The 24,285-nt window shown below is 32.4% G+C and carries 17 protein-coding genes and 1 tRNA gene; 12 read left to right on the top strand and 6 right to left on the bottom strand.

The genetic code is table 11. From position 1 onward, the window contains the following. The first annotated feature begins 13 nt into the window (after positions 1-13). The 6 genes from Q0972_RS05195 (at position 14) to Q0972_RS05170 (ending at position 5,710) form a co-directional block, all read left to right on the top strand. The gene (locus Q0972_RS05195; protein WP_299363478.1) at positions 14-1,129 is read left to right on the top strand and encodes a helix-turn-helix domain-containing protein; all 1,116 of its coding nucleotides are present in this window, start codon (positions 14-16) and stop codon (positions 1,127-1,129) included. Positions 1,130-1,222: 93 nt separating this feature from the next. Next, a complete protein-coding gene (locus tag Q0972_RS05190) occupies positions 1,223-1,630 on the top strand; it encodes a hypothetical protein (protein WP_299363476.1) in 408 nt (135 codons plus the stop codon). 382 nt (positions 1,631-2,012) lie between these two features. Then, positions 2,013-3,260: a site-specific integrase gene (locus tag Q0972_RS05185; RefSeq protein ID WP_299363474.1), complete on the top strand. Its 1,248-nt coding sequence runs from the start codon at positions 2,013-2,015 to the stop codon at positions 3,258-3,260. A gap of 11 nt (positions 3,261-3,271) precedes the next feature. Then, the gene (locus Q0972_RS05180) at positions 3,272-4,090 is read left to right on the top strand and encodes a hypothetical protein (RefSeq protein ID WP_299363471.1); all 819 of its coding nucleotides are present in this window, start codon (positions 3,272-3,274) and stop codon (positions 4,088-4,090) included. Positions 4,091-4,185: 95 nt separating this feature from the next. Continuing rightward, positions 4,186-4,536, top strand: a complete 351-nt coding sequence (locus Q0972_RS05175; RefSeq protein ID WP_299363469.1) for a helix-turn-helix domain-containing protein — start codon at positions 4,186-4,188, stop codon at positions 4,534-4,536. Positions 4,537-4,564: 28 nt separating this feature from the next. Continuing rightward, complete coding sequence (locus Q0972_RS05170; RefSeq protein WP_299363467.1) at positions 4,565-5,710, top strand: BT4734/BF3469 family protein; 1,146 nt, start codon at positions 4,565-4,567, stop codon at positions 5,708-5,710. Here the strand turns inward: Q0972_RS05170 and Q0972_RS05165 are convergent. Genes Q0972_RS05165 through Q0972_RS05155 form a run of 3 tightly spaced genes read right to left on the bottom strand, consistent with a single transcriptional unit; the run spans position 5,686 to position 9,212 of the window. After that, on the bottom strand, positions 5,686-7,686 hold the full coding sequence (locus tag Q0972_RS05165) for a hypothetical protein (protein WP_299363465.1): 2,001 nt from the start codon (positions 7,684-7,686) through the stop codon (positions 5,686-5,688). The genes Q0972_RS05170 and Q0972_RS05165 overlap by 25 nt on opposite strands. Beyond that, positions 7,667-8,263: a hypothetical protein gene (locus Q0972_RS05160; protein WP_299363462.1), complete on the bottom strand. Its 597-nt coding sequence runs from the start codon at positions 8,261-8,263 to the stop codon at positions 7,667-7,669. Before Q0972_RS05160 ends, Q0972_RS05165 begins: the two co-directional genes overlap by 20 nt. Position 8,264: 1 nt before the next feature. Further along, positions 8,265-9,212: a hypothetical protein gene (locus Q0972_RS05155; RefSeq protein WP_299363455.1), complete on the bottom strand. Its 948-nt coding sequence runs from the start codon at positions 9,210-9,212 to the stop codon at positions 8,265-8,267. Between the two features lie 902 nt (positions 9,213-10,114). Here Q0972_RS05155 and Q0972_RS05150 point away from each other — a divergent pair. Continuing rightward, complete coding sequence (locus tag Q0972_RS05150) at positions 10,115-13,510, top strand: UvrD-helicase domain-containing protein (RefSeq protein WP_299363453.1); 3,396 nt, start codon at positions 10,115-10,117, stop codon at positions 13,508-13,510. Between the two features lie 594 nt (positions 13,511-14,104). Here Q0972_RS05150 and Q0972_RS05145 read toward each other — a convergent pair. The 3 genes from Q0972_RS05145 to rseP form a co-directional block, all read right to left on the bottom strand. Next, a tRNA-Asn gene (locus Q0972_RS05145) sits at positions 14,105-14,178 on the bottom strand. Beyond that, entirely contained in the window at positions 14,169-14,465 is a 297-nt protein-coding gene (locus tag Q0972_RS05140; protein WP_299363451.1) for a GIY-YIG nuclease family protein, read from the bottom strand. The genes Q0972_RS05145 and Q0972_RS05140 overlap by 10 nt, the downstream gene beginning before the upstream one ends. 165 nt (positions 14,466-14,630) lie before the next feature. Next, entirely contained in the window at positions 14,631-15,971 is a 1,341-nt protein-coding gene (gene rseP, locus Q0972_RS05135; RefSeq protein WP_299363448.1) for an RIP metalloprotease RseP, read from the bottom strand. Positions 15,972-16,164: 193 nt separating this feature from the next. Here rseP and Q0972_RS05130 point away from each other — a divergent pair, with 193 nt between their 5' ends. The 5 genes from Q0972_RS05130 (at position 16,165) to Q0972_RS05105 (ending at position 24,276) form a co-directional block, all read left to right on the top strand. Continuing rightward, positions 16,165-16,839, top strand: coding sequence for an SCO family protein (locus Q0972_RS05130; protein ID WP_299363446.1), 675 nt, complete (start codon positions 16,165-16,167; stop codon positions 16,837-16,839). A 78-nt stretch (positions 16,840-16,917) separates the two neighbouring features. After that, positions 16,918-17,145, top strand: a complete 228-nt coding sequence (locus Q0972_RS05125; protein ID WP_299363443.1) for a FeoA family protein — start codon at positions 16,918-16,920, stop codon at positions 17,143-17,145. After that, positions 17,138-19,252: a ferrous iron transport protein B gene (feoB, locus tag Q0972_RS05120; protein WP_299363440.1), complete on the top strand. Its 2,115-nt coding sequence runs from the start codon at positions 17,138-17,140 to the stop codon at positions 19,250-19,252. Before Q0972_RS05125 ends, feoB begins: the two co-directional genes overlap by 8 nt. Before the next feature lie 227 nt (positions 19,253-19,479). Next, positions 19,480-19,878, top strand: coding sequence for a hypothetical protein (locus tag Q0972_RS05110; protein WP_299363434.1), 399 nt, complete (start codon positions 19,480-19,482; stop codon positions 19,876-19,878). Positions 19,879-19,947: 69 nt separating this feature from the next. Then, entirely contained in the window at positions 19,948-24,276 is a 4,329-nt protein-coding gene (locus Q0972_RS05105; protein WP_299363431.1) for a CusA/CzcA family heavy metal efflux RND transporter, read from the top strand. Positions 24,277-24,285: the final 9 nt, after the last annotated feature.

Genomic DNA, 24,285 nt, shown 5'->3' with positions numbered 1-24,285 from the left:
TAACTTTGTTCTTATGAACGCCTTAAACATAGCTCCCTTACTAAGTCTTACTGTTGGGGTATTTTTGTTTGTCTTTATCCTATTCCGAAGATCAGGGCTGGGGAGCGACCGAAGGATTCGCTACTTACTGGCAACCTTAGTTTTCTACTTCACATTAGTGTCTTTTGATTATTATATGACGTTAAGCGAAGGTGGAAACGACTGGTATTTTGGAATTTCCTATTTGTTCTATCACCTTGTCGGATTTTTGTTTTACTACTTTATTGTCCTTTTGATAAAACTGAGTATTTCATTTAAAAAATGGATGCTTATCGTTATTGGTATTACCCTATTGCGATGGATTTTCTTTTATCCGCTTTTTGAAAATGAAACTATGGATGAACTCCTGACTTTTTTAGAAAGTTCAGAGTATGATGAGTGGCTGTTTTTGGAGTATCTAACTGTAAGTTTGCTAAATGTTTTTTTCTTCTTTTTGGCATTTTATCGATTTCGGCAGGCACCTACGGCGCTTATCCTAAACAAAAACGAAAAATTACAATACCGTTGGGCAAAGTTTATTTTAATCGCATTCGTTGTTTTACAATTGGGAATGTTTATCAATCTTTTTGTAAACGGCTATAGCTTGGATACCTATCAGCTTTCAATGAAGTTTGAATCGCTATTAATTGCGGTCTTCTTTTTCATTTTCACGTTTTCCATGATGCATTTTCCAGTGTTTGCCTTTTCAGGAGATTTCGAGGATTTGCCAGAAAATACCAAGAAGAAATACGCTAAGTCTTCCTTAAAGGACTCTTCCGAGCTTTTTCGTCAAATTAACACATTGGTACAGGAAGAACGTCTATATCTTGATTTTGATCTAAAACTAAATGTGCTTTCTGAAAAACTAGGTACTTCAGTTCATCATGTTTCGCAAGCAATTAATCAAAATTCGGGAATGAGCTTTCCTGATTTTATCAATAGCTATCGGATAGAAGAAGCCAAAAAGAAACTTCTTGTGCCTAAACCCGACACTATTTTTGCCATTTCGCTGGATGTGGGATTTAACAGCAAAGCGGCTTTTTACTCTGCCTTTAAAAAAATGACTTCCCAAACCCCTACTGAGTTTAAGAAAGCAGCTAAAAGAAGCTGAAGACCAAATTGTGTCCTGTTTTATAGGGAAGCACATTTTTGCAGATTTACTACCATACTTTTAGAGTAAAGATTAATAATCAAAAACTACATTATGAATACTCTAAAAGTAATTTCGGCATTCGCTTTGGTGCTCGTATTCTTTACTACCACTATGAGTGCCCAAACAAATCATCCGTTACTTGGAAAATGGGAGGCGACTTACACGGAAAAGAATGAAAGTTACCAAGTTATATACGAATTTAAAATAGAAAATGATAGACTAAAGTGCTATACGTATAGCATTGAAAAAGATAAAGGAGAAGACGAAAAGTACAGCTCAGTCATTATGAAGAAAGTGATATTTAAAGGAACAAAAGGAACTGGAGTTTACATTTTTGAACATGAAGGAAAGAATTATGAAGTTCAAGCCAACCTAAAACTAGAAAATCATAATACCTTAAAGATAAGTTATACGGCCTGGGGATATAGCGATAGTGAAACTTGGAGACGTGTGAGGTAGTAATTTAATGTACTTCAAAGTATTAGAAAGAAAAAGCCCATCCTTTTTCAAGAATGGGCTTCGTCGCTACGCTCCTCAGTCCCGATAGCTATCGGGAGGGCTCACTTCGACGTCGCTCAGTACGGGCTTCTCGCCCAGTTTTTCCAAAAAAGAAAACCCATCCTTTTTCAAGAATGGGCTTCGTCGCTACGCTCCTCAGACTGGGCTCGAACCAGTGACCCTCTGATTAACAGTCAGAAGTTTTCATTTATATTCCTTTATATATGTTTATTATTATTCTGTTATACAGTTATTTAACAAAAAATATCTTCTATTCATATATCTTTATTTGTGCAAATTATGTATAATTGTATGCAAATTTTATGCAAATATACATTTTGTGATGAAAAAAGAATTTTCGATTTCAATATACTTAGACAAACGAAGTATAAAAAAAGATGGTAAATACCCTGTAAAATTAAGAGTTTATTGCACAAGGTCTAAAAGACAAAAATTACTCTCTACAAAATTTGCTTTTACAATTGAAGAGTTCGAAGCTGTATGGCTCTCACCAAAACCACGAAAGGAGAATAAAGATTTAAGGTTAAGACTTCAGGGGTTAGAGAATATGTCCAATAAAAAGGCTGCTAGTATTAGTCCTTTCTCTATTGAACAATTTGAAAAGGAAATGAATTATAAACCCGATTCAGGACAGAAAGTTTATTTCCATTATAAAGATTACATAGAATTCTTAATCAAAAATGACAGGTTAAAAACAGGTAAAAGTTATAAGTATAGCGAAGACAAGGTTAAACAGTTTGTAGAAACACATAAGAACAGAAACTACCTTGAATTGTCCTTTTCTGATATCGATATACATTGGTTAAACGAGTTTGAAATGTATTATAGTAAATCCTTAAGCATATCCTCGATAGGAATAGTTTTAAGAAGTCTTAAGGCAATTTTCAACAAAGCTATAAGCGAAAACAAAATTGATGAAAAGAAGTATCCCTTTGGCAATAGAAAATACAAAACACCTTCCGCCAAAGGCGTGAAAAAATCACTTAATTCAAAACAGTTGAAAACACTTTTTGAAGCCAAACCTAAAAGTCCTCAACAGGAAAAAGCCAAAGATTTTTGGTTTTTATCCTATAGTATGTCAGGTATAAATATTAAAGACATCGCCATGCTAAAATATGAAAACATGGATGGTGATACCATAAAGTTTTACAGAGCTAAAACAAAATTTTCTTCAAGAACCAACCTAGAAAAAATAACTGTTTATCTCAACTATTTTAGTAAGTCGATTATTAAAAAATATGGTTTATCAAATCAAAACCATGAAAACTATATTTTTGATATAATTTCAGAAAGCATGTCTTCCGATGAGAAAATGAGAAAGATTGAGAACTTCACTCGATTTATAAATCAACACATTAAAAAATTATCCCAATCAATCGGGCTTCCAGAAGACATTTCTTCATATTGGGCTAGACATAGTTTTGCAACGACTTCTATTAGAAAAGGTGCTTCTATGGAACTAATGCAGGAATCTTTAGGTCACAAGAATATTAAAACAACTCAGGCTTATTTTGACGGATTTGAAGATGAAACAAGGAAGGAATTAGCCAGTAAATTAATGGATTTTTAAATATAGCTTTTATGACAACTAACATTTTAGAACATTTAGAAAATATAAAAATTTACACCGATTACATTAATTCCGGATTAGATACAATTGAAATGTTTTGGGAGGAAATAGACAAAGGAAATTTTACCCTTAGAGAGAGTGTGAAAACAACAAAATTCGAAGTTAATAATAGAGATTTCCAACCATCTGAGACTGAACTAAAAGAATTAGAGCAAGAAAGAGAGAGAAAAGTAAATATTGATTTTTCAGAAGAATATATAAGAGGAATTAGAAATAAAATAGAAACTGCTTTAGACTACGATCAAGCTATTATTCCAAGCGCGATAGAATTGCAAGATATTTTCGAGAACATAATACAAGAAAATGGAAATCTAAATGAATATTTAAGCACATCTCACGAAGTATTTAATAGATATGCAAATATCATTGGTAATGACTTACCTAAACATTTTTTCAGAAAGCTATCTCAAATTGAAGTGAATGAGCCAATTAAGGGCATAACTGATAAAATAAATCATATTCACAAAAATGATTTTAGTGTTTTTGAATGGGCTACCATTTTTCACTATGCAAATGAAAAAAATCTACTTGAACCTTTCAACACTAAAAAAGAAGCTTGGGGGAATTTCATGGTTATTCATAAAATTGACACTACCTTAAATTCATTTAAAACAAATTATTATTCAGTAAAAAGAAGACTCTACAAAAGACAAGATTACCCCATTGCAAAGTTTGAAAAAATAATACCCTTCATTGAAAAAAATTATCAAAAGGCACTTACTTCACTTATAAGCGACAAAAATATTTTAGAAGAAGAACAGGCAGAATAACTACAATTCCATTGTTTTGAAGTAGGGAGTAACCATTACGTGACCCCTTACCTCATTTTTTATTGCACCCATTGTTTAACTAAAAAGAAACAACAATGGAGCAAGTATTTATTAATTTATCGTTATCAGAACTCGAACCAATTTTCAAAAAATGGGTTAAGGAAGCAACACAAGAATTGAGTTTTGAAAAAAATGATACAAAAAAAGAAACAGGAGATTTACTAAGCATAAAACAAGCATCCGAATTTTTAAATCTCGCAGTACCTACAATTTATGCTAAAGTAAGTAAGAAAGAACTTCCTCATATGAAAAGAGGAAATCGACTTTACTTCTCAAGAGAATCTCTTCTAAATTACATAGAGGGAGGGCGCATCCAAACTATTGCAGAGATAGAAGGAGAAGCCTACACTTATCTTAATACAGGAAGGAGGAACAATAATGCCTAATTGTTTTTTGAACGTTACCAAACCGACTGTGATTGAGGAAATAGACATTTACACCTTTCTTGATAGAATCAAGAACCCAAATACTGAGGTCAAATCTATTATTAAAAGGGCAAGAGATTTAAAATCTAATGGTAAGGATGAAGGCTATAATGTCCTGAAATGGCAAATCCCCTGCTATACATTAAATTTTACCTTCAGTGTTTATAAGAATAATCGCAACATAAAAGAGCCTACTGGATTTTTATACATTGACATAGACAACAACACCAAAATTGACACAAATAATCCACTAATATTCGCTAGTTGGCTCTCACTTTCAGGAAAAGGAAGAGGGTTGTTGGTCAAAGTTGATAACCTAACTTTGGACAACTTCAAATTAACATATGAGTCAATAGTCAAAGAGCTTGGAATTATAGCCGATAAATGCGCTAATAAAGCTTCACAGTATTGTATTCAAAGCTATGATAAGGATATATATATCAATAATAATTCTTTAACTTATATAGCAAGCACTAACAATCTATATACCCCCAATACGGATGTATTTATAAAAAAAAGAAAGGATAACTCCGATTTGGGGGAAAATAACAATTGGTTGTATGATAATTTTGCTGATTTTGACTTTGGCGGAAAAGAATACTTATTTTTCCCTGAAAAGAAAATTCTAACTGCACTTGCCTATATCCCAAGCTATATACCTATTGGGAATAGAAACCAAATTTTATCTGCATTAGCTTACCAAATGAAAGCTTTAAACCCAAATAAATCAAACAAGGAACTTCTTCGATTAATTTACAGCATTAATAATTCAAGATGCGAAGAGCCTTTAAAAGAGAGGGAAGTTTTAAGGATTCTCTCAAAGGTTTTTGAAAACAAGGAAATAACTCCAATTTTAAATAGGGAAAGAAGGGTAATATTCAATCCTAAATCAAACCTGACTAGTTTGGAGAAAAAAACTATTACGAATAGGTTAATGGGGCAGCTAAAACAAAAAAAGACCATCGAGGAAATAAATGATTGCATCCACAATTGGAATGTAAACGAGTTAGGTAAAATAACTCAAAAAAAACTAGCCAAAGTTTCGGAAAAAAATATAAAGACAATCGAGAAGTACTACAAGAACTTTCATGAATTAATATTAAAAAAAAATCAATCTATTCTTTTTAATAGGTAATCATTGCTGTCTACCATTTCATGACATATATATTTTTTAAATAAACTCTTTTCTTTTTCAACGTGACTATAAGTAGTCAAAATTATTTGACTCTTATTCTCACTTATTTTCTCGATTAAACTAATGAATTTCTTTAATGTCTTATTATCTAAATTTTGCTGTTTAGGCTCATCAAAAATCAAAAGATTTGGAAACCTGATATTTTTATCTTTTTCCTTTTTTACAGATGTTTGTAAAAGACTTAAGTAGTAACTTAAAATTATTCTAACATTATCACTTGAACTGACAATATTGTAAATATCATAAGAATCTAAGTAAGGTGTATAGTTATCGTTTTCATCAATTTTAATTTGATTTATTAAATACTCTTTACTTCTGAATAAATCTAAGCCTCTTACATTATTTCGAAAGTTATCGACTATAGATTTTAAAATTTCTAAATCTCGTTTTGTGTATTTAAGGTCTTTTAGTTTACCTTCAATTGTCTTCTTCTCAGACTCCAACTCGGCTAACTCTTCTCGAAAATATTCAAGTTCCTGCCATTTCCTAGAAGCCCACCTATACCTTTTCATCTCCTCCCTAATATCATCCAATTCTAAAACTTTTAATCGGACTTTAGACCTATTAGAATCAGAATAAGTATTTATACTATGCTCTATTGTTTCCTCTACATCTTTAAGTTTGGCTTTTTGGTCTGCAATAGAAACTCTAACCTTTTTCAGCTCTAATTTCTTTGATTTTAAAACCTCTTTAAAAGATTTCTCTTCATCCTCTAAAAAAGCTAAGTTTTGGTCAGGGGAAGAAATTTTTCTCTTTAATTCTGAGTGGCATAATTTACATACTCCTTCTTCCTCTAATTTTAGCTCTGATTCACAAACTGGACAAGTATTTATATTTAATGACAAAGCAAGGTTTTCAATTTTCTTTAACTGTTTATTCTTTGCTTTATTTATATGTATTCTTTCTATGTAATTAATATATCCGTCTATTTCTGAATTTAACTTATTTGCCCTGTCAACTGATTTACGGAGTTGATAGTCTAACCTTCTAAGTTTTTGTCTCAGTCCTTTACTTTCATCTTTATCACCTCCATCATTTTGATTCAGATTTTCAAGGTTTTGTAATTCACGATTATACTTTTTCTCCAAATAGTTTAAGCCATCATGAACACTAGTTTTTCCAATATCATTTCTATTGACTAATAATACGTCTTCATCTTTTTCTCCATTAATCCCAACAATAACCTCTTCTTCCCTATCATTTAGAACTGCTTTTTTCCTTCTGATTTTCTCTTGTATTTCTTTTTTTCTAATTTCAATAAGGTGAGATTCAAACCTATCTAATCCCATTAAGTATTCAAATGCAACTCTTCTAACATCCCTAATTCCATAGCGAGTGACTTGCATAGATTGAATTTGAGACCAACCAGCTCTTTGTTCAACAAAAAATAAAGGCGTTAAGTTTTCTAAGTATAGTTTAGAAATGCCACCGTCATAAGTAGGGACTTCTAAAAAAGGTATATCTAAAAACTCATAAAGAAAGTGCTGTAAACCGCCTTTTGTAGAAACTCCGTCTCCTGAAGCAACGTAGTAATCAATTTTTTTTGTGTCGTTAAAATCTCTTATTTTACAATCTTTAATGCCTACTACGTTTGTTTTTCCAATAATACTCCTAGCAATAGATATTATTTTATTGCCATTGGAGATCTCTAGTTGAACATAAGATTGTGATATTTTTTCCCCTTCAATACTATCATAAAACTCAGGTTTAAATGGGTTTTGAGCAGATTTGAAAATTCCAAATGATTTTTCTAAACCTAAGGTATATAACATACCTATAATAATACTTGTCTTTCCTAAAGAATTTGGCCCATATACGATATTAAGACCCCTGTCAAACTCAATATCCGCTCCAAATTTAGAGCCAACAGATGTACTAATATTATATTTTAGTCTATTAATGAATAAGTTTCTCATTCTCTTTCCAATATGACTCTGGGATGACTTTTGTTATTATATGAATTGTTTTGTCTTCAGAAATTGTTTTACCAAAAATCTCTAAAAAATTAGCTTCATTGGGGAAAATTTCATCAAATCGTTGTGAATAATCAATTCCTTTATCACTAATTATTGCTCTAGGGTTCTTTTCACTTTCAGTAAAGACAATAAGCTCTCTAACTAAAAGAAAAAGAAACATATCGTTAAATCTTAAGTCCCAAGGCAAACTTTTGTATTGAACAATATTTCTGTCCATTTCTACACTAGAGGTAGAATTATAATTCTTTATTTTATTTATTATAGCTTTATTGTCTTTAAAATACTGCAAAATGAATTCTCTTTGATAGGTGGTATTTCTCAATAGAAAATCCATGCATGAAATTACGTCTTTTGATAACCCTCTTTTTGTGTTGAGCATTTTTAATATTAGCAAAACTCTATGCGCCCTATAATTTAATCTATCTTCAGGTTGAATATAATATGGTCTCTCCAAATTTATTCTTACCTGAAGGTTGTTTTTTTCTATTGCTGTAATTAAAGTATTTATATCTTTCATATTATCTTCTCCAATCTAAAGGACACTCCGCAGCCAGTTCCATAACTGCACCGTGCAATAGTTTTTCTTGGCTACCGCTTAACGAATTACTTTCATAAAAACTTATAAGTGATGATTCTGCATCTTTGAAAAACTCATGGAAAAATTTTCTTGGTGTATAATCTGGATCAGATTGAAATTTATTAGTAAGTCTATACGCCTTAATTCTTAAATCATCTTGCCAGTCTAAAATTTTCGCTCTTAATACATTATTCAAGTCTTGTTGTTCTTCCAAGAATATCTTATAGTTACATCTAAGTTGGTGGTATCTTATTCTCTCTTCACTAGAGGGGCTTAATGCATCTAATTTTTCATCTAAAGAGGTTCTCATACCTTCTTCTTCTTCAGGGGTATCATCCGAATCCGAAATTGATATGATATTGCTAATCGAAAGAGTTTCTTTTTGGTTAAGAATTGTATTAATTCGAGCTTTAAACTTTTTTAAGTATGTATCTCTATCTAAATTAATTGGACAGTCTTCATCATAAACTATTTTGTAATATTCTTTATCTAGCGAAAATAAATTATGCACATCGGAATCAGGTGTCAAAAACTTAATAGGAAACTTATATGAAGACTCTAACTGTGCTTTCAAATTATCATCGATATTACTTATATCCTCTTTTGGAGATAAGGCTATAAAACCATCTGGAACATAATTTGAGCCATTTAATTCGATAACCTTTTTAACTATTTGAGTAAATGAAAGTTTTGTTTCGTAGTATTTACATTCTATAAAAATACTTCTGTCAATTCCGTTATCATCTGTGAAAGACACTTTTATATCAAAGCCATTTTGAGTGCCTGATGTTTGGTTTCTAACTTCTAAAACATCAAACCCTATTTCTTCAAAAACCTTTCGAAAAAACGGCTTAGTGTAGCTTTCAAATTCTGTTCCTGTAATTGGCATTTTAAAATTTTGCAAATAGATTCCTAGCCATTTAAAATGGTAAGAATAAAAATCTATTAATTAGGAAGGGTAGGTAAATATACACATAAATATGATTTGAAAACATTATGAAAGACTTATAGTCTATAATTGCTACATTTACAATTGATATAAGAAATACGAAAGCGTTAAGCTATTAGTTTGTGATGTAAAATCGCCAAATTTTTAAGCAACAAAACTAATAAGTCTGATGCTCTCGCCAGTTTTGGCGTGAGTTAGTACTTATTTGTTGCTAGGTGTTTGGCGATACCTTCATCACTATAAGGCTTGAAACCTCACGCTTTTTTCATTTAATAAAACAAGTGCTTTGAGGTTTCTGCATTTGATTTTTAAAAGATGAAACAAAAAAATCAATTGAATTTTGGGAAGTTTATGCTTTATACAGACGTTGGTATAATCATTTATACTGCTATTGGGTTAATCATATACGGAAACCGCTTATTATGATTGTCTTAAACGCAACAGAGTTCAATTTACCACCTGAAATGAAAAAACTTCAAATTCTAGCTATAATAGTTGTTATTGGAATTGTTTTTCATAGACACGTAATCATGAAAAATAAAGGCATTAATAACACCTACGGCAATCGTACATTTTTTTATTGTATCTATGTAGTATTAATATGGACATTATGGCTTATTATTAATAGCACTTATTAGGTAATTTAAGAAGATAAGTATTGCTAAAGATTTAGATACTAACGGACTCAATAAATTGACAATCAATATTTAAGTAGTATAAATTATGACGTTTTTTACTACTTTTTCTTAAAAAAAGATTCATATTTTTAAGGATATTAGTGTCAAATATTAAGGCATTGGATATGTAAAATTAAAATTTGATTAACCTTAAAATTCGTTTATTTGGTAGCTTATTTTGTAATAGGAGGTATTGCTTTAACAGCTATTTCTGTTTCGGCATATTCAAATGCTAAAAAGAAAAAAAGACTTGAAGAAGAAGCACGTCAGCAAAGAATTGAGTATTTGCTAAAATGCGAAGAACAAAAAAAAAGCCTACAAAAACAACTAGATGAAATCAAAAAATTCAATGTTGATTTTGATGAATTCCGTAACCGAAAAAGTTTTTTAGCAAACTATGATTCATTTAATTTTAAGTCCAACTATACGAGCTTATTTAATAAGCTGAAAATAACTGACTATAAAGACTTACCAGACTTCCAAAATGAGATAAGACTAATAGATACTTTTATTTCTGAATACTCAAATTTCGAGGATTTAATTAAAGTCCGAAACGACACCTTTGTTTCTGATGAAATTGAAAAAGTAGATGAATTGTTAAGCGATGTTGAAGGGAAATCTTTAGACGAACAGCAAAGAAATGCCGTAGTTACGAATGAAGACAACAACTTAATAATTGCTGGAGCAGGCTCAGGGAAAACACTAACAATTGCAGGTAAGGTTCTTTATTTAACCAAAAGATTAAGAGTAAATCCAAAAGAAATATTGCTTATTTCGTTTACTCGTAAATCTTCTGATGAAATGGCAGAAAGAATCCAGAGAAAAATGGATATCTCATTACCTGTAAAAACATTTCACAAATTAGGTTTAGACATTATAGCAGAATCTACTAATAAGAAGCCATCAATTTTTAGCTTATCTCAAAAAGAGATATTACAACTTTTATCTTCTTTCATATCTAATGCTAAATCAGATGATGACTATTTTAATAAACTGTTAGACTTTTTAGCCTATTATTTAAAGCCATATAAAGACATTCATGAATTTAAGTCAGATTCTGAGCATCAAAACTACCTTAAAGAACAAAAACTTGAAGGTTATAAAATAGTTGATAGGGTTACTAAAGATGGTGTAGAAATTAGGTATCGTGAAAGATTTAAAAGTCAAGAAGAAGTATTAATAGCAAACTTTTTGTTTAGAAATAAGATTGAATACAAATATGAAGAAAGTTATCAATACAAAACCGCAAGTAAAAAGTTTGGTCAATATAAACCCGATTTCTATCTCCCTAAATATGATATTTATGTAGAGCATTTTGGAATTGATGAAAATAACAATGTGCCGTCTTGGTTTAAAGGTAAAGAAGGTATGTCTGCTAAACAAGTTTATAATCAGGGGATTGATTGGAAAAGGAATGAACATAAATATAACGGCACAACACTCGTTGAAACGTATTCTTGGGAACAGAAAAAGGGGATTTTATTACCAAACCTAAAAGATAAATTAGAAGAGAAAGGTGTGGAATTTAACCCATTTTCAGATTATGAGCTTTTGGAATACATAAAAGAGAACACACCTGAGGATATAGATGCGTTTACTCAATTAATCAATACATTTTTAGTATTGTATAAATCAAATAATGAATCAATCAATAATCTTTCATCAAGGGCTAAACAAGAAGATAACAAAAGGGCAATGTTGTTTTTAAAGTTGTTTGTGCCAATTTTAAAAAATTATGATAACTATTTAAAGGAGCGTAAGGAAGTTGATTTTAGTGATATGATTAATATAGCTACAACATTAATTTCAAATAATAATTTTTCCTCTCCTTACAGATACATTATTATTGATGAATTTCAAGATATATCTCAATCAAGATATCTATTGATTAAAGCGTTATTAGATCAAAAACCTAATACTAAATTATTTTGTGTTGGTGATGATTGGCAGTCTATTTATCGATTTGCAGGTAGTGACATTGGCGTTTTTACTGGCTTTTCTGAATATTTTGAAACTTCTACTATAAAAGGCTTTAAAAGAAAAACTAAAAAGTCTTACATAGAGCATACATATAGATTTGATAATAAACTTATAGAGCTTTCAAGTAACTTTATTTTAAAAAACCCTAATCAAATTGAGAAATCCCTAAAAAGTAATAAACAATCAGTTTTAAGCCCACTAACAATACATAAATACTATGATGCTGAAAGAAATGGAAATGAAGCATTTAAGGCTTTAAATAACGCACTTGATGAGATTAATAAGAATGAGAAAAATAATAAAGTTTCAATATTGCTTTTAGGACGTTATGATTTTGAAAACCGAATTATTGATGATTCGAAGCTAATTTCAAAACAATACAATAAGTTATTAAATAGATATAACTATATATATAAAGAGGAGCATAACCACCAAATAAGCTTCCTTACTGTTCATTCTTCTAAAGGCTTGGAAGCTGATTATATTATTGTATTAAATGGAAATTCAGGCACTTATGGTTTCCCTTCTGAAATATCAGACGACCCCCTACTAAATTTCCTATTGTCAAAAGCTGACCAATTCCCAAATGGTGAAGAAAGGCGTTTGTTTTATGTTGCATTGACAAGAGCAAAAAAGCACGTTCACATTTTATCTAGCCATGAATATCCTTCAAAATTTATAACTGAAATTGAAGTAAATGAACCAATTACCACGTTAAGGTGTGGGTGGTGTGACAACGGCAAATTGGTTGAAAGAAAAGGCCCCTATGGATATTTTTATGCTTGCAATAATCATCACTATTGTAATTATACCCAAAAAATTAAAGCAGAGGATTTAACAATAGTTGCAGATGAATTCTCGGATAAAAAAGATTTTGAAAATGCAATTAAATACTATTTAAAATCCTTAGAGATTGAAAATAATAATACCAAAGTTCAATATAGTTTAGCAAGGGCATATGAGCAAAACAACCAACCAAATGAAGCCATAGAATATTACAGTAAATCACTTGAATCAGATCGTTCTAACATTTATGCCTTTTACTGGCGTGGTAGTGCTTATTATGACGTAAATAACTATCAAGAAGCAATTAGTGATTGGATAAAATTTGATGAATTTAAACCTGGCAGCAATAATGTTTACTATTGGGTAGCAAAAGCAAATTATCGCCTAGAGCAATATCATACTGCAATAAAATACTTGAATAAAAATCTTGAAATAAATAAAGACGATAATGAAAGTATAGAACTAAGACGAAATTGTTTAAATAGATACAAAGAGGTTATTCAAAAAAAAGAAACTCATCTTAAATCAAATAGTTTAGGTGATATTAAAAACTTACTACAATTAGGTGTTACTTATAATCTTAATGTAAAATTTGAGTACCATAAATCAATTCAATTTGATGGTGGAGTTCAGAGTTTGAGGACGATTAAACCATCAGAATTTAAAACTGTTGGTAACTCATTATGTATTGTAGGCTATTGTTATATGAGAGAAGAAGACAGGACGTTCAATATTGAAAGAATGTCGAAATTAATTTTAAATCCAAATAAAATTGAATATTGGTCGAATGAATGACTCCTTTATTGTTTAATAAGTATAGTATTTTATCAATTGATAGGGCTGAATACGATGTGCTAATGATTTACATTTTTTTAAAAACGTCCTTTTACTGTCCAAAAAAAATAAGGAGCTTTTACAGAAAGCGCCCTTGCCAAAGTAAATACCTACCCTCTTCTGAGAGAAAATTTTCAAAAAGAAAAGTCAATTATTTAAACCCCTGCCCCTTTGATTTTGAAAAAAATCATAATAAATTTTTCGCTTTCATCACTTTAAACCCTTTATTCATAAGCTATTAAGCCGACTGACATCTATTTTATTAATAAATGATTAGTCTCTATCTATTCGTAGGTCAATTAACTTATTAAAGGTAAAGGTAGATTTTCTATTCAAATTATCGTAGAGAGTAAGAGATGAATTAAATACCTAATTTGGGGCAACAAACAATTGCTGAACTTATAACTTTCATTTAAATTTTATAAAAGAAATCAATTAATTAACTCATAAGAGAGTTCAACCATTAATAGGCAATATTAGATTGATTTTATGCAAATTGTATGCAAACAGAAAACAACAAAGCCACTCAATTTCTTGAATGGCTTATTATTGTTGCTCCTCAGACTGGGCTCGAACCAGTGACCCTCTGATTAACAGTCAGATGCTCTAACCAACTGAGCTACTGAGGAATGTCAGAATATTTTTGTTTAAGCTTTATTGTAATTTCAGGATATGTTTTTAAACTCTGAATATACGTTTTGCTTTTCATTTTTTTAATATGAGTTTCTATTTTTCTAGCTTGATTTCTATTTTCACATTCGATACTGTAAAATAGTTTCCAATCTTTTACTTGACTTGTAAAAGAAGTGCCATAAAAACCAGAATTATGCTTTTTAATTCTATTATCTAAATCTATTGTTTCACCGATATAGTATTTATCTAAAGAATTTGAATACATTACATAAACATAATTCATAAACTACTAAAGAACTTTTTTTCCAATTTGCTCTAACCTCCCGATAGCTATCGGGATGAGCTACTGAGGAAAGTATATTTTCGCATTAGCGAGCGCAAATATAAATTATTTTTTAATCTCTACAATATGAAAATTCAATTTTTTAAGTACTATCGCTAAAATTGTTTATCGCGTCACAGCCTTAAAAATATCATTCCCATTGGCAAATAAAACCAATGCTATTAAAATAAAGAATCCTATGATTTGTGCCCGCTCCAAGAACTTTTCACTTGGCTTACGTCCTGAAATCATTTCGTATAATAAAAACATCACATGGCCACCATCTAACGCTGGTATTGGCAAAAGATTTAAAACCGCTAACATAATAGACAAAAATGCAGTTAATCTCCAAAACGCTTCCCAACTCCAAAAATCAGGGAAAATATCATAAATCGCCTTAAACCCACCAAGTCCTTTATAAGCACCTGTACTAGGTGTAAAAATAACTCTTAGCTGATCAAAATATCCTGTTACCTCATTAACAAATTTGTCTACACCTCCTCCAAAACTTTCTAAAAATGTGTATTTTTTGCGACTCACACCAAAATATCCCAGTTCTTCAAAACGTTTTTCTGAAAAAGCCGGAAAAACACCCATTTTCCCATCTGATGATATTTCCAGTTCTCTACTTATTTTTTCCTCTTCTCTCAAAAAGGTTGCACTAACTGTTTGGTTAGAATATAGTTTCAATCTAGATTCGAGTTCGTCAAAATACTCTAATGGTTTCCCTTCTATAGCCAATAAAATATCACCTTCTTTTAAATCTACATCCTTATTTTGAAGGGTATCATTCACCTTAGCAACCATAAATGGTACTCTAAGATTAAAAAGTGCTGCTCTTTTTCTTGAAGAAAGTTGCCCTAAAAAGTCTTCTGGGAGATCGATTTTTTGTATTGAGCCCTCTCGCTCTATGGTAAACTCTTCAGCGGTGATTATATTTCTAATGATATCTGAATGGGAATCTACAGATTCACCATTGACTTCAAGAACTTTATCTCCTGTCTTAAACCCTAGCTCTAGTAATAAAGGGTTTTCTATTCTATAACCATCCTTTAAACTGGCTAAAGGATAGTCTTTATCCCCGTAGAAAAACGAAACGCCAACAAAAATGAAATAGGCCAAAATAAAGTTAACGGTAACACCACCCAGCATAATGATTAAGCGCTGCCAAGCTGGTTTAGAACGGAATTCCCAAGGTTGTGGTGGTTTTGCCATTTGTTCCTTATCCATACTCTCATCGATCATCCCAGCAATTTTCACATAACCGCCTAACGGCAACCAACCAATTCCGTACACAGTCTCTCCTATTTTCTTTTTGAAGAGGGAATACTTTACATCAAAAAAGAGATAAAACTTCTCAACTTTAGTCTTAAACGCTTTGGCTGGTATAAAGTGTCCTAACTCGTGCAATACTATCAGCAGCGACAAGCTCAATAAGAATTGGGATATCTTAATTACAAATTCCATGTAGTCATTTTCAAATTTCGATTGACAAAAGTAAGATTTTCAAGGCATTTAGAAAACAAATGCATTTTTTATCGATTTATTTTTAACAATCATTTATATATCAAAAGTTTCAACCTTCATAATTGTGTTAAAAAGGTTCTAGAACATAGACTTGAATTGTACCTTTGCATTTCAAAATTTTAACTTAAGATTTATGTCCTTTCTTTCGTTTTTTAAGCGATATAAAAACTTTGGTATTTTCTTTTCTGTATTGTGTATAATCATCATAGCAATTATATACAATATCCTTAATGTTAAAAAGCCCTTACCAATTTATCAACCTGCAATGGTTAGTGAAGAATTAGTGGATAGTACTATTCAGCACCAGATGAAATACCATAGGATTGCAGATTTTAGTTTAACCAATCAAAATGGCGAAACCATAACCCAAGACACTTACAAGGATAAGATTTATGTAGCTGATTTCTTTTTTACGACCTGCCAGACCATATGCCCAATAATGACAGATCATATGTATAAAATTCAGAAAGAGATTATAGGTGATGATGATGTTATGCTACTCTCCCACTCGGTAACCCCAAAAATTGATAGTGTTGCGCAACTAAAAAAATACGCTAAAAAAAAGGGGGTTATAGATCGTAAATGGAACTTGGTCACCGGCGATAAAAAACAAATCTATGAGCTCGCCAGAAAAAGTTACTTAGCGGTTAAAACAGATGGCAATGGTGATGAGTACGACATGATACATACCGAAAATTTTATGCTCATTGATAAAAAGCGACAGATCAGAGGGTTTTACGACGGCACACAACCAGAAGACATAGAAAAACTCCTCGAGGATATTGAAACTTTAAAGGACGAATCTTAAATTCTTTACAAAGCGTTTTAGGCAATTAATATTTTAGCGTATTTTTGCTTCTTTAAATTTATTCTAAATAAGCATAAGTTGACACTAGCGGATCTCAAACGAGGGCAACAAGGCATTATTACTGATGTTTCTTCAAATCACATTCCATTAAAGTTATTGGAAATGGGGTGTTTACCAGGTAATTCCGTTGAGCTTGTGCAAGTAGCGCCTTTTTCAGATCCAATGTACCTTAACATTAACGGATCGCATTTGGCGATTAGAAAAGAAACTGCCGTTCATATTTTAATTGAGTGCGAAGATGAGTAAGCAGATCAACGTTGCCTTAATCGGAAACCCAAATACCGGAAAAACTTCCGTTTTTAATGCCTTAACAGGTCTTAACCAAAAAGTAGGAAACTATCCAGGTATTACGGTCGATAAAAAACAAGGCATCTGCAAACTCCCTCGAGGTGTTAAAGCACATATCATTGATTTACCAGGCACATATAGCCTCAATGCATCGTCTTTGGACGAGAATGTGGTTATTGAATTACTTCTGAACAAAAATGATAAAGATTTTCCTGATGTTGCCGTCGTAGTTACTGATGTCGAAAACCTTAAGCGAAATCTTCTGTTGTTTACTCAAATTAAAGACCTAGAGATTCCAACGATTTTGGTGATAAACATGTCAGACCGAATGGCCTACAAAGGCATTTCGTTAGATATTGAACATTTAGAAGAATGTCTTAAGACTAAAATTGCTTTAATAAGTACCAGAAAAAATACAGGTATTACTGAACTAAAAGAACTTATCACGAACTACAAAACGCTTTCTACAGAACCTTGTATGAATGCGGCATCTATAGATAAAGACTATTTTACTGCACTTCAAAAGGCATTCCCCAACCAATTGTTATACAAATTATGGTTGGTTATTACCCAAGATGTGAACTTTGGAAAAACCAATAGAAAAACGATTGAAGCCGTTTCAGATTTTAAAACCAAATCAGAAGCAGATTTAAAACGACTTCAACAAAAAGAAACCATAAAGCGCTATCAGTTTATAAATGATACGCTTAAAAAGGGGCAAACTATAGATTTAAAGGCTGCTAAGGATCTGAGAATTAAACTCGACAGAATACTAACCCATAAAGTTTGGGGTTACTTGATTTTTGGTTTGATCTTACTTCTGATTTTTCAGGCGATTTACGACTGGGCTCAAGTTCCTATGGATTTTATCGATAGTACTTTTGCGTCTTTAAGTGAGTGGGCAAAGGACACTTTACCAGATGGGGTCTTTACAAATCTTATTGCAGAGGGCCTTATTCCTGGACTTGGAGGAATTGTTATTTTTATTCCACAGATTGCCTTTCTTTTTCTATTTTTTTCTATTCTGGAGGAGAGTGGTTATATGAGTCGTGTGGTGTTTTTAATGGACCGCATTATGCGTCGATTTGGTTTAAGTGGTAAAAGTGTTGTGCCTTTAATTTCTGGAACAGCTTGTGCCATTCCTGCCGTTATGGCAACACGAAATATTGAAAGCTGGAAAGAGCGCTTAATCACTATACTCGTCACACCTTTTATGACCTGTTCTGCAAGATTACCTGTCTACTTAATCATCATTGCATTGGTTATCCCTGAAGGTCGATTCTTGGGTTTAAGTTATCAAGCCTTGACTTTAATGCTACTGTATTTAATTGGCTTTGGCGCTGCAGTTGGCTCCGCTTATCTTTTAAGCAAGGTCTTAAAAATTAGAAGTAAATCGTTCTTTGTCATAGAAATGCCAAATTATAAATTACCGCTTTTCAAAAATGTTGCCATAACGGTTTTAGAGAAGACCAAAACCTTTGTTTTTGAAGCTGGTAAGATCATTCTTGCTATTTCGATAGTGTTATGGTTTTTGGCGTCTTATGGTCCTGGTGAACAATTCAATAATGCAGAAACTATTGTTCAGCAAGCTAATCCAAATCTTTCCGAAAGCGTTTTAAACGATAAGATTGCTGAGCATAAATTAGAACATTCTTATATCGGAATTATTGGCAAATCAATCGAACCCGTTATACAACCCTTAGGCTACGATTGGAAAATAGGAATCGGTCTTGTCACCTCATTTGCAGCAAGAGAGGTTTTTGTAGGAACCTTAGCTACCATTTATAGCATAGGAAGTGCCAATGAAATCGATGATGAAGATGAGGCAATGTCCACCATAAAAAACAGAATGGCAAAAGAAGTGCATAGTGACGGGAGCAAGGTATTTACCCTTCCTGCTGGGATTTCACTTTTACTATTTTATGCGTTTGCTATGCAATGCATGAGTACCTTAGCCATTGTAAAACGCGAAACCAACTCATGGAAATGGCCTATGTATCAACTTGTTATTATGAGCGGAATTGCTTATTTTATAGCTCTAATAGCTTTTCAAATCTTAAAGTAGATGAATACGGTTATTCAAAATATATTAGTTTTTGCAGCACTCGGGTTAGCACTGGTTTTTTTATACCGAAAATTCTTTTGGAAACCCAAAAGAGCAACAACAAGTGACCCTGACAACTATCGGGGCTGTGGCAATAATGGTTGTGGCTGCCATTAGTATTTAATAGCAATATCTAAACACTGACATTTGTCAACTTTCTTCCTAAAGAATTTACTAACTTTGTTAAAGTGAGTAGATTGATTTCCATATTATTATCAGGATTTATACTTATTCAAAGCTTTCAGATAACTCTAGAAGATATAATGCAAATTGATGAGTTGATTGAGCATGCTAAATTTCATAAGCAAGAATATGGAGATAATTTCTTTGTTTTTCTTTCAAAGCATTATGGCGAACTAAAGGCAGAACACAGTAAAAATCATCAGGAAGAACAAACTGACCATGAGCAATTACCGTTTCAATTTCAAGGTCAGAGTACGATTGTATTTGCATTCTTATCATCCAATTGCAATACGGATTTTACAGAATTTAAAATCAATATTTCCGCAGAATCTAATTTTCATTATTTAAACCTATACGCCTCATTACACGAGGAAGATCTTCTTCAGCCACCTCGGCAAGCATAATTCAGTTTTACAAAGTATTCGTTTTTCTACTCAAAGGAACTGAGTAGGTCATCTTTTTAATTATGGATTATGCTATCGTATATCATTAAGTTCAGTTTACAGAATAAGATAATTATTCTCATTTTCACAAGTTTTATTATAGGATTTGGTTTGTACTCACTGACACAAATCTCTATTGGTGCAGTACCTGATGTAACTAACAACCAAGTGCAGGTCATTACGACATCCCGAAACCTTTCTACCCAAGATATGGAACAGTTTATTACCTATCCTGTAGAATTGGAAATGGCCAACCTTCCTGGGGTTAAGGAGATAAGATCGGTATCAAAATTTGGTTTGTCTGTCGTTACTATTGTTTTTAATGATGACATGGGCACCTACCTACCACGTCAGCTTATCGCAGAGAAAATAAAATCAGCATCAGAAAAAATCCCCAAAGGATTTGGCACGCCAGAAATGGGACCAATTACTACAGGTTTAGGAGAAATTTATCAATACATCCTAGATGTTGAAGAAACACATAAAGATAAATATACTGCACAAGATCTGCGCACCATTCAAGACTGGATTGTTAAAAGACAGCTTTCTGGTATACCAGGAGTTGTAGAAGTAAATACTTGGGGCGGTTTTGTAAAACAGTATGAGGTTGCCCTCAACACTAATAAACTCAACGCCATGAATATTACGGCTCAAGACGTATTTATTGCTTTAGAAAACAACAATAGTGTTGCTGGTGGCGGTTATATTGAGAAAGTAAATCAGGTTTATTTTATACGAGGTGATGGACTCGTATCTTCATTAGAAGATATTGGGAATATTGTTATTAAAAATGATAACGGCATCCCAATTTATATAAAGGATGTTGCCGAAGTTGGATTTGGAAATGCTACGCGCTTTGGAGCTATAACAGGGAATGGTGAAGGGGAAAAGGTTTTGGGGCAAGTTATGATGCTTAAAAGCGCAAACTCTAAGGAAGTGATCGATGCTGTAAAAGAACGTGTTGCTTCTATTTCAAAATCACTTCCTAAAGGTGTTGACATCAATGCTTTTTTAGATCGAAGCGAACTAATTGGTAGAACAAGTTACACCATAACTGAAAACCTAGTTTTAGGTTGTCTCATTGTTGTATTCGTCGTGGTGCTTTTATTAGGGAATTTAAGATCGGGGTTGGTTGTAGCTTCTATAATTCCGCTTTGCCTATTGTTTGCCTTATCGCTTATGTACATTTTTGGTGTTGATGCTAATTTGATGAGCCTGGGTGCTATTGATTTTGGGATTATCATCGATGGCGCCGTAATTATTGTTGAATTTGTTGCCTTCAAAATTACCAAGGAACATCTTCAATTTGCCCATCTAAATAAGCAAGAAACACAGCAGTTTAAAGACAAAATCACCTTTAGTAGCACTTCAAAAATGATGAATTCCGCCATATTTGGCCAGCTTATCATACTAATTGTATTTATCCCAATATTATCACTCAGCGGTGTCGAGGGTAAAATGTTTAGACCAATGGCACTAACATTTAGTTTTGCACTTATTGGAGCTATGCTTTTTTGCTTTACCTATGTCCCAGTTATAGCTTCTATGTTTCTAAAACCTGCAAAACCATCAGATAAAAATATTTCGGTTCAACTAATCCGTTGGCTTAATTCAGTATATGAGCCAATAATAAGTTGGTCCCTAAGTCGTAAACGAGTTGTGTTAAGCATTGCCATAACCTTATTGATCGGTGCGTCCTACCTATTCTCAACTATTGGTGGAGAATTTGTACCGACATTAGATGAAGGCGATTTTGTTATTCAACCTGTATTAAAAACAGGAACTTCATTGAATAAAACCATTGAGATTTCAACTCAGATCGAAAACATTCTGTTAGACAATTTTCCTGAAGTAAAACAAGTTGTGACGCGTATTGGTGCTGCTGAAGTACCCACCGACCCCATGTCTATGGAAGAAACTGATATTATTATAGTATTAAACCCGAAGAGCCAGTGGACATCTGCAACTTCAAAAGATGAATTAGCCGATAAATTTAAAGAAGCATTAACTATAATACCAGGAATGGAAGTTGAATTTACGCAACCCATAGAAATGCGATTTAATGAACTTATTACTGGTGTTAGAGCAGATATAGCCATTAAAATATTTGGAGAAGATTTAGATATCTTATCCAATAAGGGTAATGAAATAAAGAATCTTATCGAAAATGTAGATGGTGCTGCAGACATTACTGTTGAAAAGATTGACGGTCTACCACAAATGAGCGTTAACTATGATCGAGCAAAAATCGCCAGATATGGACTTAATATTAATGATTTAAACACAATGCTTTACATGGGCTTTGCGGGGAAATCGGTAGGCAGTGTTTTTGAAGGCGAAAAGCGATTTGATTTGGTCGTAAGATTAGAAAAAACGAATCGACAGGATATTGAAAACATAAAGAACTTATATATAGATACACCGAATGGTAGCAAAATTCCATTAAGTGAATTAGCCGATATAACCTATAAAAAAGGGGCTGCTAAAATTTCTAGAGACGATACCAAACGACGAATGGTTGTGGGCATTAACGTTAGAAATAGAGACCTGCAGTCTGTTGTTGACGATATAAAGGAAATCCTTGATCGTAACCTCAACCTGCCAGTTGGATATAACATTTCCTATGGTGGTCAATTTGAAAACTTACAAAGCGCAAAATCAAGACTTTTGGTTGCAGTGCCCGTAGCACTACTGCTCATATTTATACTACTTTACTTTGCCTTTAAATCCATTAAAGAGGCACTACTAATTTACTCCGCCATTCCATTAGCCGCAGTTGGCGGTGTACTATTTCTTTGGTTAAGGGGTATGCCTTTTAGTATTTCCGCTGGTGTCGGGTTTATAGCACTTTTTGGAATTGCAGTCCTCAACGGCATTGTGCTTATAGAACATTTTAAAGAACTAAAACAACAAGGATTTAATGATATGGAAACGCTTATAAAACAAGGCACAAAAAATCGTCTTCGTGCTGTATTATTGACCGCTACGGCCGCCGCTTTAGGTTTTTTACCTATGGCTGTTTCTACGAGTGCTGGAGCTGAAGTCCAAAGACCCTTAGCAACTGTAGTCATTGGAGGTTTAATAACGGCTACATTATTGACACTAGTAGTACTCCCAGTACTGTATGCATTTTTTAATAAACCAAGTCATTTCAAGATATCTAATACTTCAAAAGTATTGGTTTTAATCATCTTACTAGGTTTATGTCCTTTCATGTCATATGGACAAAATAACCCTAAATCTTTAAAGGACTTAATTACTATCGCTCTAGAAAATAACTCAGGTCTTAATGCCAGTCGTTTAAAGGTAAGTCAATCAGAACTACTGGTAAAAAGTGCTTTTGATTTTGATAAAACCGAAATCTATTATCAATACGATGAGAATAACCTGGCTATCAATGATCGCCCAATTGGCGTTTTTGGAATACAACAAGATTTCGAATTTCCAACCATTTATTCGGCCAAGAAAAAGGTGAACAAAGCACTTGTCAACTTACAAGCTACGCATCTGACTATTAATGAAAAATCTATTAAACAAAGCGTCGTTTCGCATTACTACAGTTATTTATATGCCAAAGAAAGAGTGGCCATCTATAGGCAATTGGATAGTCTGTACTTGGATTTTGCAAGAATTGCTAAAAGACGTTTTGAGCTTGGAGAAACCAATTATTTAGAAAAAATTACAGCGCAATCTAAACAAAGACAAGTGCATGTAAATTTAGAGCAGGCCCAACAAGAACTTAAAATTGCATTTGAGAGTTTAGAAAAGGTTGTACAGCATAAGGATACTTTAACAATTCAGGACACTATAATCGAAAAGGTTCCAATTCATATTCAAGACCTTAATACCAATCCAGAAATTGTCTACTTCAGCAATCAGCAAGACTTGCTTAAAGCAAAACTAAAACTAGAAAGACAAAGACTATTACCCGACCTTAGCCTTAATTATTTCCAAGGATCTAATTCAACGTTGAATCAAACCCTATATGGCTATCAATTTGGTTTGAAAATTCCGTTACTATTTGGTGCTCAAAATTCTAAAATTAAAGCTTCCAAAATTGCTTTAGATATTTCTAACGAAGAAGCCCAAGACTACAGAATACAACTCAACACCAAACTTGAAACCTTGCAGTACCAACTCATTCAGAATGAAAAAGCTTTGCAGTATTACGAAAATGAGGGCAACAATCTTGCTGATGAAATTCTAAAAACCGCTAATGTCAGTTTCAAAAATGGCGAAATCGATTTTTATCAATATATCATCAGTGTAGAAAATGCTTATGACATTCAACTAAAATACTTAGAGCATCTCAACAGTTACAATCAAACTGTTATCAATCTCAATTTTTTAACCTTATAAACTAACGTG

Source organism: Winogradskyella sp. (assembly GCF_028282165.1).
Lineage (GTDB): Bacteria > Bacteroidota > Bacteroidia > Flavobacteriales > Flavobacteriaceae > Winogradskyella.
The sequence above is the reverse complement of the archived record's forward strand: the minus strand, read 5'-3'. Positions and strand labels throughout refer to the sequence as shown.

Bases quoted from the DNA above. Each gene is read 5' to 3' on its own strand.
- Q0972_RS05195 (WP_299363478.1), top strand. From the start codon at position 14: ATGAACGCCTTAAACATAGCTCCCTTACTAAGTCTTACTGTTGGGGTA.
- Q0972_RS05190 (WP_299363476.1), top strand. From the start codon at position 1,223: ATGAATACTCTAAAAGTAATTTCGGCATTCGCTTTGGTGCTCGTATTC.
- Q0972_RS05185 (WP_299363474.1), top strand. From the start codon at position 2,013: ATGAAAAAAGAATTTTCGATTTCAATATACTTAGACAAACGAAGTATA.
- Q0972_RS05180 (WP_299363471.1), top strand. From the start codon at position 3,272: ATGACAACTAACATTTTAGAACATTTAGAAAATATAAAAATTTACACC.
- Q0972_RS05175 (WP_299363469.1), top strand. From the start codon at position 4,186: ATGGAGCAAGTATTTATTAATTTATCGTTATCAGAACTCGAACCAATT.
- Q0972_RS05165 (WP_299363465.1), bottom strand. From the start codon at position 7,686: ATGAGAAACTTATTCATTAATAGACTAAAATATAATATTAGTACATCT.
- Q0972_RS05160 (WP_299363462.1), bottom strand. From the start codon at position 8,263: ATGAAAGATATAAATACTTTAATTACAGCAATAGAAAAAAACAACCTT.
- Q0972_RS05155 (WP_299363455.1), bottom strand. From the start codon at position 9,212: ATGCCAATTACAGGAACAGAATTTGAAAGCTACACTAAGCCGTTTTTT.
- Q0972_RS05140 (WP_299363451.1), bottom strand. From the start codon at position 14,465: ATGAATTATGTTTATGTAATGTATTCAAATTCTTTAGATAAATACTAT.
- rseP (WP_299363448.1), bottom strand. From the start codon at position 15,971: ATGGAATTTGTAATTAAGATATCCCAATTCTTATTGAGCTTGTCGCTG.
- Q0972_RS05130 (WP_299363446.1), top strand. From the start codon at position 16,165: ATGTCCTTTCTTTCGTTTTTTAAGCGATATAAAAACTTTGGTATTTTC.
- feoB (WP_299363440.1), top strand. From the start codon at position 17,138: ATGAGTAAGCAGATCAACGTTGCCTTAATCGGAAACCCAAATACCGGA.
- Q0972_RS05105 (WP_299363431.1), top strand. From the start codon at position 19,948: ATGCTATCGTATATCATTAAGTTCAGTTTACAGAATAAGATAATTATT.